Origin of the sequence: Pseudanabaena minima str. Chao 2107 (assembly GCF_051131155.1) — a bacterium.
GTDB classification, from domain to species: domain Bacteria; phylum Cyanobacteriota; class Cyanobacteriia; order Pseudanabaenales; family Pseudanabaenaceae; genus Pseudanabaena; species Pseudanabaena minima.
Map to the genome: position 1 here is coordinate 1189775 of NZ_CP159508.1, position 14310 is coordinate 1204084.

General features: G+C 43.3%; 15 protein-coding genes. 8 read left to right on the forward strand and 7 right to left on the reverse strand.

Features of this window, described 5'->3' with window-relative positions; translation table 11 throughout:
* Positions 1–27 precede the first annotated feature (27 nt).
* Entirely contained in the window at positions 28–507 is a 480-nt protein-coding gene (ispF, locus tag ABM313_RS05145; RefSeq protein WP_434686607.1) for a 2-C-methyl-D-erythritol 2,4-cyclodiphosphate synthase, read from the reverse strand.
* A gap of 193 nt (positions 508–700) precedes the next feature.
* Here ispF and xdhA point away from each other — a divergent pair, with 193 nt between their 5' ends.
* The 7 genes from xdhA (at position 701) to ABM313_RS05180 (ending at position 7973) form a co-directional block, all read left to right on the forward strand.
* Positions 701–2155, forward strand: a complete 1455-nt coding sequence (xdhA, locus tag ABM313_RS05150) for a xanthine dehydrogenase small subunit (protein WP_434686608.1) — start codon at positions 701–703, stop codon at positions 2153–2155.
* A 63-nt stretch (positions 2156–2218) separates the two neighbouring features.
* Positions 2219–4549: a xanthine dehydrogenase molybdopterin binding subunit gene (xdhB, locus tag ABM313_RS05155; protein WP_434686609.1), complete on the forward strand. Its 2331-nt coding sequence runs from the start codon at positions 2219–2221 to the stop codon at positions 4547–4549.
* A 3-nt stretch (positions 4550–4552) separates the two neighbouring features.
* Positions 4553–5506: an XdhC family protein gene (locus ABM313_RS05160; RefSeq protein WP_434686610.1), complete on the forward strand. Its 954-nt coding sequence runs from the start codon at positions 4553–4555 to the stop codon at positions 5504–5506.
* 56 nt (positions 5507–5562) lie between these two features.
* Entirely contained in the window at positions 5563–5892 is a 330-nt protein-coding gene (locus tag ABM313_RS05165) for a hypothetical protein (RefSeq protein ID WP_281008997.1), read from the forward strand.
* A gap of 61 nt (positions 5893–5953) precedes the next feature.
* Positions 5954–6364: a XisH family protein gene (locus ABM313_RS05170; protein ID WP_281008998.1), complete on the forward strand. Its 411-nt coding sequence runs from the start codon at positions 5954–5956 to the stop codon at positions 6362–6364.
* Positions 6355–6705 carry a XisI protein gene (locus ABM313_RS05175; protein WP_281008999.1) on the forward strand — a complete coding sequence of 117 codons (351 nt, stop codon included), beginning with the start codon at positions 6355–6357 and terminating at the stop codon, positions 6703–6705. The genes ABM313_RS05170 and ABM313_RS05175 overlap by 10 nt, the downstream gene beginning before the upstream one ends.
* Before the next feature lie 56 nt (positions 6706–6761).
* A complete protein-coding gene (locus tag ABM313_RS05180) occupies positions 6762–7973 on the forward strand; it encodes a hybrid sensor histidine kinase/response regulator (protein ID WP_434686612.1) in 1212 nt (403 codons plus the stop codon).
* A 131-nt stretch (positions 7974–8104) separates the two neighbouring features.
* On the opposite strand, the gene ABM313_RS05185 is transcribed toward ABM313_RS05180, so the two are convergent.
* The 6 genes from ABM313_RS05185 to ABM313_RS05210 all read right to left on the reverse strand — a co-directional run bounded on the left by ABM313_RS05185 (position 8105) and on the right by ABM313_RS05210 (position 13572).
* Positions 8105–8545, reverse strand: a complete 441-nt coding sequence (locus ABM313_RS05185; RefSeq protein WP_434686613.1) for a divergent PAP2 family protein — start codon at positions 8543–8545, stop codon at positions 8105–8107.
* Positions 8546–8605: 60 nt separating this feature from the next.
* The gene (gene crtE / locus ABM313_RS05190; RefSeq protein ID WP_434686614.1) at positions 8606–9508 is read right to left on the reverse strand and encodes a geranylgeranyl diphosphate synthase CrtE; all 903 of its coding nucleotides are present in this window, start codon (positions 9506–9508) and stop codon (positions 8606–8608) included.
* A 136-nt stretch (positions 9509–9644) separates the two neighbouring features.
* Entirely contained in the window at positions 9645–10517 is an 873-nt protein-coding gene (gene folD, locus ABM313_RS05195) for a bifunctional methylenetetrahydrofolate dehydrogenase/methenyltetrahydrofolate cyclohydrolase FolD (protein ID WP_434686615.1), read from the reverse strand.
* A gap of 335 nt (positions 10518–10852) precedes the next feature.
* Positions 10853–11707 carry a metal ABC transporter permease gene (locus ABM313_RS05200; RefSeq protein ID WP_434686616.1) on the reverse strand — a complete coding sequence of 285 codons (855 nt, stop codon included), beginning with the start codon at positions 11705–11707 and terminating at the stop codon, positions 10853–10855.
* Between the two features lie 48 nt (positions 11708–11755).
* Entirely contained in the window at positions 11756–12517 is a 762-nt protein-coding gene (locus tag ABM313_RS05205; RefSeq protein ID WP_434686617.1) for a metal ABC transporter ATP-binding protein, read from the reverse strand.
* A 56-nt stretch (positions 12518–12573) separates the two neighbouring features.
* Positions 12574–13572, reverse strand: a complete 999-nt coding sequence (locus ABM313_RS05210; RefSeq protein ID WP_434686618.1) for a metal ABC transporter substrate-binding protein — start codon at positions 13570–13572, stop codon at positions 12574–12576.
* 278 nt (positions 13573–13850) lie between these two features.
* On the opposite strand from ABM313_RS05210, the gene ABM313_RS05215 reads away from it, so the two are divergent.
* On the forward strand, positions 13851–14300 hold the full coding sequence (locus tag ABM313_RS05215; protein ID WP_434686619.1) for a hypothetical protein: 450 nt from the start codon (positions 13851–13853) through the stop codon (positions 14298–14300).
* Positions 14301–14310: the final 10 nt, after the last annotated feature.

Here is a 14310-nt window from a genome sequence, read left to right on the forward strand (position 1 = left end):
ATGGTTCTTTATTTTACTGCGATGCCATTAGTTTTTAGTTAATAAAACTACTGCATGAACGGCGATCGCTTCTTTCTGCCCGATCGCATCCATGCCTTCGTTAGTAGTCGCCTTCACACTGACACAATCAATTGGTAAATCCATCGCTTGGGCTAGGCGATCGCGCATAGCCTTAATGTGGGGTTTGAGTTTTGGGGCTTCAGCGATCACCATCGCATCCAGATTATTCACGCGCCAACCCTGTGCGCCAATTAATTCTTGTACTTGTTGCAAGAGCATGATGCTATCGGCTCCCGCCCATTTCGGATCAGAGGGTGGAAAATAATGCCCAATATCGCCAAGGGCAAGTGCTCCCAACATTGCGTCCATGATCGCATGGGTTAGTACATCAGCATCGCTATGTCCTAGTAATCCTTTTTCGTAAGGAATTTCGACTCCCCCAAGGATCAGGCGGCGATCACCAACGAGTCGATGCAGGTCATAACCATTGCCAATACGGATATTCATAGATGAGTAGCTAAGTTTAACTATTCATAGTATAGCAAGGCAAGTTTGGCTGAGGACAAAACCCAAAAGAGTAATGGCGGCGCGAAGCGCCGCCATTACTCTTTTGGGTTTTGTGCTGATTAATTAATGATATTGATCTTTTGTATCTTGGCGCACTTTAACCAGAGTCTATTCATTCATTAATAAATTTGTATTGACCTGTCAATTTTCTCTATTAAGTAAGGCAATTCCCGTGACTCAACAGGTGACTGCTCCTATAAATGATTTTACGTTTACCCTTAACGGTGCAAAAGCTCACGTAAAAAATATCGCGCCCACGATGACACTGCTGCACTATTTACGACAAAACGGCTATGTGGGCACAAAAGAGGGTTGTGGAGATGGTGACTGCGGGGCTTGCACGGTAGCGATCGTTGGTCAAGATAGTCATGGGCAGCCTCAATATCAAGCGGTGAATAGCTGCCTAGTCCCCCTTGGCGCGATCGCGGGACGTGAGGTAATTACTGCCGAAGGGATTGCCAATGGTCAATTACATCCAGTCCAAGCAGCGATGGTAGAGATGGCTGGATCGCAGTGTGGCTACTGCACACCAGGTTTTATTATGAGTATGTTTGCGGCTTATTATAGTCACAGTCTAGGCGACGACATCTGCATTGAGGGTAACCTCTGTCGCTGTACAGGCTATTTACCAATCCGCAAAGCTGCGCAACTACTGGCAAAAAATAATGCTGATGATCATTTTAGTGCGGCGCTAGTTAGCAAAACCTCTGATTTGAAAGCGATCGCCTATATAGGAAGTGAGCAGCAATTTTATCGTCCCATCGAGCTAGCGGAAGCCTTGCAACTACTCCAGCAGTATCCTCAAGCAACATTGGTGGCGGGAGCAACGGATTTGGGACTGGAAATGAGTTGGCATCGGCGCACCTATCCGATCCTGATTTCCTTAGAGGGAATTGCAGCGCTTAAGCAAATCAACCAAACCGATGACTATGTCGAGATCGGCGCGGCTTTACCCCTCAGTCACATTGAAGATTTGTTGCATGGGATTTTCCCTAGTCTGGATGAAATGTTGCATTGGTTCGCCGCCCGACAGGTATGCAATCGAGCAACCCTTGGCGGTAATATTGGCACTGCTTCCCCCATTGGTGATTTGCCACCTGTGCTATTAGCCCTTGATGCATCCGTGAAGTTGGTGAGCATTGATGGTGATCGCAGCTTATTACTAGCGGATTTTTTCAAAGGCTATCGACAAACAGAACTAAAACAAGGTGAGATTATCCATTCTGTAAAGATTCCTAAAACGATTACCTCTGGTGCAACGAAACGGCTCAGCCAGTCCTACAAAATTGGTAAACGGGGTACGGACGACATCAGCATTGTTGCGGCTGCTTTTGTAATTGATCTTGATGCTAATCAGAATATTCTCCATGCCCGTCTCGCCTATGGTGGAGTCGCAGCAACTCCGATACGAGCGATCGCGATTGAGGAAATGCTCGTTGGTCAACCTTGGACAATGGCAACTGTGCGATCGGTAAAACCTGCTCTGCATGAAGCATTTACCCCCTTGAGTGATCTACGTGGCAGTGCCAATTATCGCAAGATGTTAGTAGGCAATCTGTTTGAGAAGTTTTTTGTTGAACATACATAGCAGTTGAAGCGAAGCTTCAACTGCTACCTTGTGGATTTTTTGTAGATATGGAAGGAATAGAAAATGACGATTACCGATCAGAAAGTTAGTAACCAGAAAAGCCATGAAAGCGCCGTTGGTCATGTCAGTGGCAAGGCTGTCTATACAGATGACCAGAGATTACCCGCAGGAATGTTATCGCTCTATCCTGTGCTGTCACCCCATGCCCGTGCCAAAATCACCAAACTTGATTGTACCGCCGCCTATGAAGTCGCAGGCTTAGTCACAATTCTTACGGCTGATGATGTACCTGGGGAGAATAATACGGGTGTGATTATTCACGATGAAGTGATGCTGCCAACGGATGAAGTAAGCTACTGGGGACAGGTAGTAGTTTGGACAGTCGGCGAAACTGAAGAAGCAGCTCGTCAAGCCGCCGCCAAAGTAATTGTCGAATATGAACCTTTACCCGCAATTCTCAGTATTCAAGAAGCGATCGCTGCTGATAGTTATCATCTCGACAAACGGGTGATCAAACGTGGTGAACCTGATACGGCTCTCCAAAATAGCGATCGCACACTCCAAGGTGAACTAGAGGTAGGCGGACAGGATCATTTTTATCTGGAAACCCATACCAGTTGGGTAGTTCCCGATGGTGAAAATGGCTACAAGGTCTATAGCTCGACACAGCATCCTAGCGAAACGCAAGTAATCGTGGCAAGGGTTTTGGGCTTACCCAATAGTCATGTCGTTGTTACTTGTCTGCGGATGGGGGGCGCATTTGGTGGTAAAGAATCTCAGTCTAATCCCTTTGCGGCGGCGGCGGCTGTGGCAGCACATAAAACTGGTCGCCCCGCCAGAGTCAGCCTGCGCCGACATCAAGACATGATCGTTACAGGCAAGCGACACAATTTTTGGGGTAAGTACCAAGTGGGATTTACTAATGAGGGACTAATTACAGCGGTCAAAGCTGAGCTATATGCTGACGGGGGCTGGAGTCTAGATCTCTCACCACCTGTATTATTGAGAGCGATGTTGCATATCGACAATGCTTACTATGTGCCTCATTTGGAAGTACAGGGATGGATTGCGAAGACCAATCGGGTATCGAATACGGCTTATCGTGGTTTTGGCGGGCCCCAAGGGATGATCGTCTGTGAAGAAATCATTGATCGCATAGCACGCACCCTTGGTTTGCCGCCCGAAGTAGTCCGCGAACGGAATTTCTATCATGGCACTGGCGAAACTAGCACTACCCATTACGGACAGGATATTGTTCATAATCGTATTGCTCTGGTATGGACAGAAGCAAAAGAGAAATCGCGTTTTAGCGATCGCCAAGCCGAGATTGCTCTGTTCAACCAGACTAGTGCTTACAAAAAGCGTGGTATTGCGATTACGCCTGTTAAGTTTGGCATTTCCTTTAACAAAACTGAATATAACCAAGCAGGCGCATTGGTGCTGATTTACACTGATGGCAGCATTCAGGTGAATCACGGTGGCACAGAAATGGGTCAGGGATTGCACACAAAGATGCTCCAAGTTGCAGCGAAGTCCCTCGGTGTCAAACTTGAACGCTTTCGGATCATGCCCACCAGTACCGATAAAGTTCCCAATACATCGGCAACTGCCGCTTCTAGTGGCTCCGATCTCAACGGACAAGCGGTCAAGGCAGCCTGTGAGACTCTCCGTAACCGCATGGCAACCGTCGCTGCAAAAATGCTCAATCTTGATGCCCCTGAAGATCTTGTTTTTGAGGATGATTGGATTTATTGCCGCACCTATCCTAGCGCTAGAATAGCTTTTGATGAAGTCGTAAAACGCACCTATAGCGATCGCATCAGTCTATCGGCAAATGGCTTCTATCGCACGCCGAATATTTTTTGGGATGCCAAGCTAAATAAAGGCCGCCCTTTCTATTATTTCTCCTATGGAACGGCTGTCAGTGAAGTGGAGGTTGATGGATTTACAGGAACATTCAAGTTGAGAAGAGTGGATCTAGTTCAAGATGTGGGCGAATCAATTAATCCATTACTAGACAAAGGACAAATCGAAGGTGGATTTGTGCAGGGTATGGGCTGGCTGACGATGGAGGAATTGGTCTGGAATGACCAAGGACGCTTACTCACCTTTGCTCCTAGCACTTACAAAATCCCCACCGTTAGCGAAGTCCCCGAACAGTTTCATGTACATCTACTGGAAAGAGCTGCCCAAGACGGTGTGATTTTTGGTAGTAAAGCGATCGGGGAGCCGCCATTTATGTTAGCGATGTCAGTCAGAGAAGCAATTCGTAATGCTGTCGCCGCCTTTGGTAAGGCTAGCCAAGTATCATTAGCAATTCCCGCAACTCCCGAAGCGACCCTCTGGGCAATTGAAGCTGTGAAATCAGATTCTCTCACTGCGGTAAAAGCCTGACCTATGATTTACGAAGATCTTCTAATCGCCCTTAGACAAGGGGCAGTGGTTGTGGCGACCATAATTAGCTCCAAAGGATCAGTACCAAGAGAAGTAGGCGCGAAAATGCTCATTACCAGCGATCGCTGCATTGACACTATCGGTGGTGGAGCAGGAGAAGCGAAGGTAATCTCTCAAGCCAGAGAAGTTTTACAGAGTGGTAAGAAAACACTGGTAGAAATTGACCTTACAGGTGCGCCCAATCGTCAGACTGAGGGGATTTGTGGCGGATGGATGCAGATCTTGTTAGAGCGCTGGCATGGAGAAGAAGCGATCGCTCTGGTTGAGCAGATTCTTGCATCACTAAAATTGGGGCGATCACTGACTTTGGTTACTTCTTTGGGTGATGCACATCCATATTTAATTAAGGAAAAAGGAGAAAGGAAAAAGGAAAAAGGAGGGGAGGGGTTTATTGAGATTTTGGAGCCTGCGCCGATGTTGCTGATCGTGGGTGCTGGACATGTGGGGGAACAACTTGCTAAGGTTGCAGATTTGGTCGGCTTTCGGATTGCGATTCAGGATGATCGTTCTGAATGGGCAAATCTAGAACGATACCCTCAAGCTGCTTTCATTTATTCGCATATCGATCAAGCTTTAACCGAATTATCAAATCATGGCTCTCTCTATGTTGCGCTAGTCACTAGAGGCTATCGTTACGATTTAGAAGCTCTAACGGCTTTACTCAATCGCGATTTACCCTGTTCATATATCGGGATGATCGGTAGCGATCGCCGAGTTAAGGAGGTTCTTGAGCAAGTGAAACAAATGGGAATCTCCACGGAGAAATTACAATTTGTTTACGCTCCCATTGGTTTAGATATTGGTGCGCTTACACCAGCGGAGATTGCAGTCAGTATCACCGCAGAGTTAATCATGTTGCGGCGTGGCGGCGCTGGGCGATCGCTAAAATCTATATAAAAAGTAAATAGAACAATATGGTAAACTCAAAATATTGTTGATTGAGAATAACACAAATGCAAAAAACAAAAAAAGGTGAAACTGGACTAACAGATTTACAAATCAAACGAAAAGAGGAACTAGTTAAAGAACTTAGAATAAGATTTGAGTATGTTCAGGCAGCAATAGATAGTTACAATGCTACTTTAAAAGAAGCTAATGAATTTGTTGGAGAAATGCGTGAAATTTTTGAAAACTACTACCGTGATCGAGAAGACAATTGGGAACATGCGAATTCTTACTATGATTTTGTAAAGGAATGGCAAGGTATTGAATTGGATAACTTAGAGATTGAAGATCATTCAACTGCTCTAGAAGAATTGAATAACAAAGTTATTAGGTATTGAAATAAGTTTAAATGCGAATTACTGATTAAATTAATTGCTAGTTCATTCATAATAAATACCTATGGCAAAAGATAAATTTCATACTGTAGTTAGACTAGCCTTAGAAAAAGAAGGCTGGCAAGTTACTGATGATCCTTATGAAATTAATGTTGATGGTGTTGATTTTGAGATTGATTTAGCCGCAGAGCAGGTATTAGCAGCAACTAGAAACAATCAAAAAATTGCCGTAGAAATCAAAAGTTTTATCAGCCCATCCAATATTTCTGATTTTCATACAGCACTAGGACAGTTCTTAAACTATAGAGATGCACTTGCTTTGACCGAACCAGAGCGTCATTTGTATCTAGCTGTACGTCTACCAGTTTATGAAAGTTTTTTCCAAAAAAGATTTATTCAATCGGCAATTCAAAGATATCAGTTAAGACTATTAATCTATGATGTTCCACAAAAGGAGATTGTCAAATGGCTATAAATCAATCCGTTAATCAGTATAGACAATACATTCAAAATATTCTTCTAGAAAAATCTCAACGCTCTTCCAAAAACAAAATATTTTCAGAATACGAAGTACAAACTATTTTTGACACCGAGAGAGATCATTATCAACTTCTTCGTGTTGGTTGGCGTAACAATAAACGTGATTTTGGATGTGTTTTGCATCTTGATATCAAAGATAACAAGATTTGGATTCAGCACGATAGCACGGACACAGGTATTGCCAATCAGCTTTTGGAGATGGGTGTACCCAAAGAGGATATAGTTTTAGCTTTTCATGAACCTGAAGTACGACAGCTTACTGGATTTGGTTTTTAATAGTATGACGGTTCTTAAAAAGCTGAGATAATTTAGCTTAGTTACTGACTAACTTTATGAGCGATCGCCTCTCAAGCTACAGCAATCAGACAACGGACAAAAATTCGGAAATCTCAAATCTATGCAATTCCTTAGAGGGGTGCGTATTGGTTGTAGATGACAACCCCACTAACTTGAGTGTGTTAGTGAATTTATTACGGGATGTGGGGCTGCGGGTCTTAGTAGCAACTGATGGCGAAAGTGCGATTGAGCAGATTACATATATTAAGCCCGATCTGATTTTGCTAGATGTAATGATGCCAGGAATTGATGGCTTTGAGACTTGCCAACGCCTCAAAGCAAATCCTGAAACTGTCAAAATTCCGATTATTTTTATGACGGCTCTCTCGGAAACTGTGGACAAAGTGCGTGGTTTATCTCTGGGGGCAGTAGACTATGTGACGAAGCCCTTTGAGCATGAAGAAGTATTAGTCAGGATTCGTACCCATTTAACGATCGCCAAACAGCGCCAAATCATTGAGTCCCAAAATATTGATTTGCAAGCTGAAATTGCTGAACGTAAACGTGCTGAAGAAGCCCTAACGATTTTTCTCCATGCAGTTTCCCATGACTTACGAAATCCTGTGACGGGTTTGATCATGGTATTAGATAATTTGGCTAAAACTGCAAGTTCAGAGTCAAATATTCTGTTGTCCCGAACTACACTGGAGCGAATGCAACAAAGTAGCGATCGCCAGCTAGCTTTAATTAATTCGTTACTAGAGTCCCATGTAAATGATGTTCATGGAATTATTATTCATCCTCAACCTGTGGTAATTAGCCAAGTCATTCAATCGGCGATTGACGATCTTCAACCACTTTTAGACAAAGAAGAGACCGTAATCAATTTACAAGTTTCGCTCGATCTACCTCTTGTTATGGTTGATGAGGCTCATGTCTGTAGAGTTTTCCAAAATCTAATTGCCAATGCCATTAAACACAATCCTCCTAACCTTAAACTCACGATTTCCGCAGAGATCAGCGATGCAAAAACAATGCTCTGTACAGTTGCTGACAATGGCGTGGGCATGACCAGCGCTCAAAGCGAGAATTTGTTTGAGCTTTATTCTCAAGGAAAAGCCCACAGTAGACTAAATCGGCGATCGCTTAGTCTTGGCTTAGGTTTATATATTTGTCGTCAGATTGTCCAAGCTCATGGAGGTGTGATCAGTGCCATCGGTGAACCAAATATGGGTTCTCAGTTTTGGTTTACGTTACCAATTGTTTAGGGCTTCACCATAAAATAAATACCTCAATTTTTAATGCCACTGCTTTGCAGTGGCATTAAAAATTGGGGTATTTATTAAAGCAGAATCTTTTCGCACTAGCCTTTGCAATTACTGGAAAATGCGATCGCAATCTACAAAAACAACCACATCAGCAAGATACCTAAAATAGAGCCAGCAACAACTTGGGCTGGAGTATGACCTAATAACTCTTTCAGTGGGTCATGCTCTTCTTCAAATACTTCCACCATAATTTGATTGAGAACCTTAGCTTGCTTACCTGCGGCACGGCGGATACCTGCGGCATCGTACATGACGATAAAAGCGAAAACTGTAGCGATCGCAAATTGTGGGGTGTCCCATCCTTGAGTGCGTCCAATCCCTGTCGCCAGCGCCGAAACTAGAGCCGAATGGGAGCTAGGCATACCACCTGTTTCAAATAGCACCTTGAATCTAATTTTCCCGAATTGGGCTAGCTCAATGAACAGTTTTAAGAGTTGAGCAGTCAAGCTAGAACATAAAGCAATTAGCAGAACTTGGTTATCGAGGATTTCGCCAACAGGATGGATGTTCATATCAATTGCAACGATTTTAGGATCAAGAAAAAGGGTCAAGATAAAGTTGAGAAAAGTGGGTTAGTTTTTTCGGGCAGTGATGTAATCAGCAAGCGCCATCAGAGGTAACGCCGCATCACCATAACTCACAAGTTGAGCCTTGGCTTGTTCTACAAGTTCCTGAGCCTTTTGCTGAGAGGTTTCGATGCCCCACAAGCTAGGATAGGTAACTTTTTGGGCGGCGAGATCTTTGCCAGCAGTTTTACCAAGTTGCTCAGAAGTCGATGTGATGTCTAGGATGTCATCAATGATTTGAAAAGCTAAACCAATGTTATTAGCATAGGTGGATAAGCGTGTGATGTCAGTATCATTTGCACCTGCTAGTAATGCTCCACAGATGACACAGGACTCTAACAAGGCGGCTGTTTTGTGGATATGGATGAATGTGAGAGTTTCAGCAGTCACATCGGGCTTACCTTCACATTCTAAATCAACGACTTGACCACCGACTAAACCTGTCGCTGCTACTGCATGACCGAGATGGGCGATCGCCTTTAAAATCCGCTCCGCAGGTACACCTTTAGTTTGTTCGGCAATAAATTCAAAGGCGTAAGCCAGTAAAGCGTCCCCCGCCAAAATCGCAATATCATCACCATAAACCTTGTGATTTGTCGGTTTGCCGCGCCGAAAATCGTCATTGTCCATCGCTGGCAGATCATCATGGATCAATGACATTGTATGCACCATCTCCATCGCGCAGGCGGTAGGCATTGCCGAGGCGCGATCGCCACCAAGCAACTCACAAGCAGCAAGGCAGAGGATTGGACGTAAACGCTTGCCACCAGCCATCAGCGAGTAGCGCATGGATTCATAAATTTTTTCGGGATAGGTAACAGCGATCGAAGCATCAAGGGCTGTCTCAACCTCTTGTTTGAGATCGCGTAAATACTTATCTAAATTGAATGCAACTGTTTGTGATGGCATGGCTTAGCAATGATTTCGACAATAACTTCAACAATTTCGACAACAACTAGGGTTAGAAATTGGGGCAAAATTTCCGACTATATCCAGAATGTATATTATGCAATGTCTTGCGATCGCAACCCCAAATTTTACCTTTTTACTTTTTACTTTTTACTTTTTGTTTATAACTCCACAAAGTATTGTGCAGCAACATAGTTACAGTCATAGGCCCCACACCTCCAGGAACGGGTGTGATGTGCGAAGCAACTTCATTGACACTGGCATAGTCAACATCACCAACTAAGCGCGATTTACCTTCGTAGTCAGTAATACGATTAATGCCCACATCAATTACTACTGCGTCTGGCTTGACCATCTCGGCAGTTACAAATTCAGGTCTACCGATCGCCGCTATTAAAATGTCAGCTTTGCGGGTAATTTCTGCAAGATTCTTGGTACGGGAATGGGCGATCGTCACAGTGGCGTTTTCTTCCAAAAGCATGAGGGCGACAGGCTTACCCACTAGAATGCTGCGACCGATGACGACGGCATTTTTACCAGCAATATCAATTTTGGCTTCGGCTAATAGCTCCATCACTCCCGCAGGTGTACAACTCCGCAAGCCTGATTCACCTCGCGCTAATTTGCCTAGGTTATTGGGATGCAAACCATCAGCATCTTTATCGGGATCAAGGCGATTTAAGAGGGCGATCGCATCAAATTTATCTGGCAAAGGCAACTGAATCAAAATGCCATCCACGCGATCATCGGCATTTAATTCATCAATAACTTGTTCTAGTTCAGTCTGAGTAACGCTTGCAGGAAAATGTTTACCAAATGAGGCTATCCCCGCTTTATGACAGGCGGTTTCTTTGTTTTTGACGTAGGCTGCACTGGCAGGATTGTCACCCACCATTAGCACAGCTAACCCTGGAGGACGACCATATATAGGCTGTAGCTCAGCTACTTCTTCAGCGATCGCCTTTTGCATTTTTTTTGCAAGGGCTTTGCCATCAATAATTATTGCCATAGATTGCTGTAAATTTTACTTTGCGATCATTACCCACTATTTCAATGATTGTATCGCTTGATGGGAGATAGCAGGCACTAATACTAATTCACGAAAGTTTTGTCACACTTTCATCAATTAAAAACTAAATCTAGTAAGGGTTTTCAAAATAGATATGAAATCGTGGAAAAGAATCACCTCATTACTGGTCCTGTCGCAGGACGATATATGCGCCAAAATCAGCTTTTTTACAAAATCTACGTCGCCATACAAATCAACTTGTCGATGAAGAATTGATCGCCGACAATCATGCACTGATGATGTATGCGCCACTCTTGAGTGCAGGTAAATAGACTTTAGGAATCAGAAACTTGTTGACGCGATCGCACTAACATTCCATGCTTAGGTGCAAAAATCATTGCCGCTAGAAATAGCAAGGTTTGCAAAACTACAATACAGCCACCCGTGGAGCCATCAATGTGATAGCTGATATAGGTTCCCATTACACTAGAGAACATCCCCGAAGCCATCGCAATTAACATCATGTGATCAAAGCGATCGCTTAGCAAATAAGCAGTAGCCCCTGGGGTAATCAGCATCGCCACCACTAAAATAATCCCCACGGTCTGAAGTCCCGCAACCGCAGTTAGAGAAAGCAAAGACAATAAAATGTAGTATAGGAATGTTGTATTTAAACCAATCGATCGCGCATGGGTAGCATCAAAACAAAATAGAACTAAATCTTTGCGTAATAGCGCTAGGGTTACTAAGGTGATGACGCTAATAATTACAGTCTGGACAATATCACTATCCGCAATTCCAAGCACATTGCCAAAGAGAATATGCCCTAAATCGACAGAACTTTTAATTTTGGAAATCATCACAATCCCAAAGGCAAATAGTCCTGTAAATACCAATCCAATGACCGTATCTTCCTTAATGCGCGTATTGGACTTAATAAATCCGATCGCCATGACCGAACCCACACCAAACACAAAGGCTCCGATCGCGAAGGGAATATTTACCATATAGGCAAGTACCACCCCTGGTAATACTGCGTGGGAAACTGCATCACCCATTAGTGCCCATCCTTTCAAGATCATGAAGCAAGATAGCGCTGAACAGACAATTCCCACCAAGGCACTAACCCAAATCGCTTTGACCATAAACCCATATTGCAAGGGCGCTGTAAACCAATTCACTAATTCCATTACTGTTATTCCTAAAAATTCGCAAGACTAAAAATGGCTACGCCATTTTTAGTCTTGCTGCAACTGACTTTTTGAACGCGATAAATCGATCACCGAACTGCCAAAGGTACGCGAAAGATTTTCTTCAGTAAATACTTCTGAAGTCTCACCATAGGCAAGAATTGTGCGATTGATTAGCACCACTTGATCGCAAAATGTCGTAATTGAGTCAAGATCATGGGTAGAAATAAGAATTGTATAACCTGCATCACGGAGTTCCATTAACAGGTTAATCATCATCTTCTCAGTCTTAACATCAACCCCCGCAAATGGCTCATCTAGAAGTAAAACATTGGCTTGTTGAGCTAAGGCGCGAGCAAAAAATGTCCGTTTCTTTTGACCACCTGATAGCTCTCCAATTTGACGATCGCGCATTTCCCACATTTCCACACGCTCCAAGCTATCACGCACTGCATGTTTATCTAGCGATCGGGGAATCCGTAGGAAATTCATATAGCCATAGCGTCCCATCATCACCACATCATGCACACTTACAGGAAAGTTCCAATCTACTTCTTCTGTTTGTGGCACATAGGCAACAAGATTATTTCTTTGGACAAGACGGATAGGTAAACCATTAATCAAAACTCTACCGCTCACAGGCTTCACAAAGCCCATCACTGCCTTAAATAGAGTAGATTTACCCGCACCATTCATCCCAACTAAGCCACAGATTGTTCCTGCTTTGAGTTGGAGTGATGCGCTATGTAGAGCAACTTTGCCATGATAGGCAACAGTTACATTCTCAATATCAATGCTAAATGTATTCATAATTGTTCTCCATTTATTTTGATGTAGAGAGTATTTGGTGCGAAGCACCAAATACTCTACTGTAAGCCTTTGATTAAAGTATTGACGTTATATTCCAGCAGCTTGAGATAGGTCGGAGTCAGTCCATCGGGGGGAGACAGCGAATCCACATAAAAGACTCCGCCATACTTTGCACCAGTTTCCTTCACCACCTGTTGCATCGCCTTATCACTGACGGTACTCTCACAAAATACGGTTGGTATTTGATTAGCCTTCACCACTTCAATCACTTTTTCGATTTGCTTGGGAGTAGCTTGCTGTTCCGCATTCACTGACCAAATGTAAACCTCCTTCAATCCATAATCGCGGGCAATATAAGAAAATGCACCTTCACAACTGACGATGTAGCGCTTGTCAGGGGGAATTACAGCGATCGCTTGTTTAAGTTTTGCATCAAGAGCTTGAATTTGCTGACTATAGGCTTGGGCATTTGCATCATAGGTAGCAGCATTTGCAGGATCGATTTTTCCTAACGCTTTGCGAATATTTTCGACATAGATCAACGCATTTTTTGGAGACATCCATGCATGAGGATTGGGTTTACCTTGATAGGCATCTTCGGTAATATTGATCGGCTGAATGCCTTCACTCAAGGTCAAGCGATCGACTTTAGGAAAACTGTTATAAAAGCGCTCAGCCCAACGTTCTAGGTTCAAGCCATTATCTAAAATCAAATCGGCTGATTGTCCGCGCCGCAGGTCGCTCGGAGTCGGTTCATAGCCATGAATTTCAGCTCCCACCTTTGTAATTGACTCGACGATCGCTTTATCCCCTGCCACATTTTGCGCCATGTCAGCCAGCACTGTAAACGTAGTCAGAATCACTTTTTGATCTTTTTTGTCTTTACGCTCCAATGTCGTTGTGGAATTAGGGCTAGTGGGATTGGAGGTCGTCGGCAAGTTGCATCCACTCAGACTTATGGCAAATACAAGACTAGTCAGAATAGCTTGATGGCTTTTCCAAGAGGTAAGACTTTTACTACAAATAAGTTGAGAAGGCTTCATGATTACTTTCATAATCGTTTCATTTTCTAGAATATAGCACATGCAAGCAAAAAATGAATCGATTATGAAAAGCTGGAGCGCCTAAAAAATACCTGAATGCAAGTATGCTAATCCACGAAAGCGAGATCACACTTTTGTGGATTAAAACCAAGCCCAGCAAGGATTTTAAAACCACAAGATAGCTAAACAATCTTGCGGTTTTGTGTAGCCCATCTCGACAGGTTAGTTTTACAGTTATAAATTTTGCTGAATAAAAGCGGTAAAATTAGGAACTGCATTTATTACAATTAATGAAGCTGCAATCTATTCCTTATGGTGCAATTGGTTATCTAATAGCTTTGTTCTTAGGATACTTAGTTGGAGGCTATCTACTTGCTGCTTACAATGTTAATCCGTTCATCTTGATCGGAAATTATCTAATTACTTTGAGGTTAGCTCAAACAGGAAGTGACTCAATTAGTTTAGCGATCGCATGGCTTTCTATGTGGATCTGGGGTGCTGTATTTGTATGGGCTAAACCATTGAGATTAGGGGTAACCAATCCTCAAACCGTTGCTTTTTTATTGTTATCTTGCTGGATACTTGCTACTGGCATAATTTTTTTATTGGCATTTGCTAAAGAAAGTATGTATAAGTTAAGATTCAACAAACACCAATCTATTTACGGGTTAACAATACTTACATGGGGGGCGATGACAATTGGTTGGTATGTATATCAATGGACATCAATCGGCAAATAATTAGCACTTC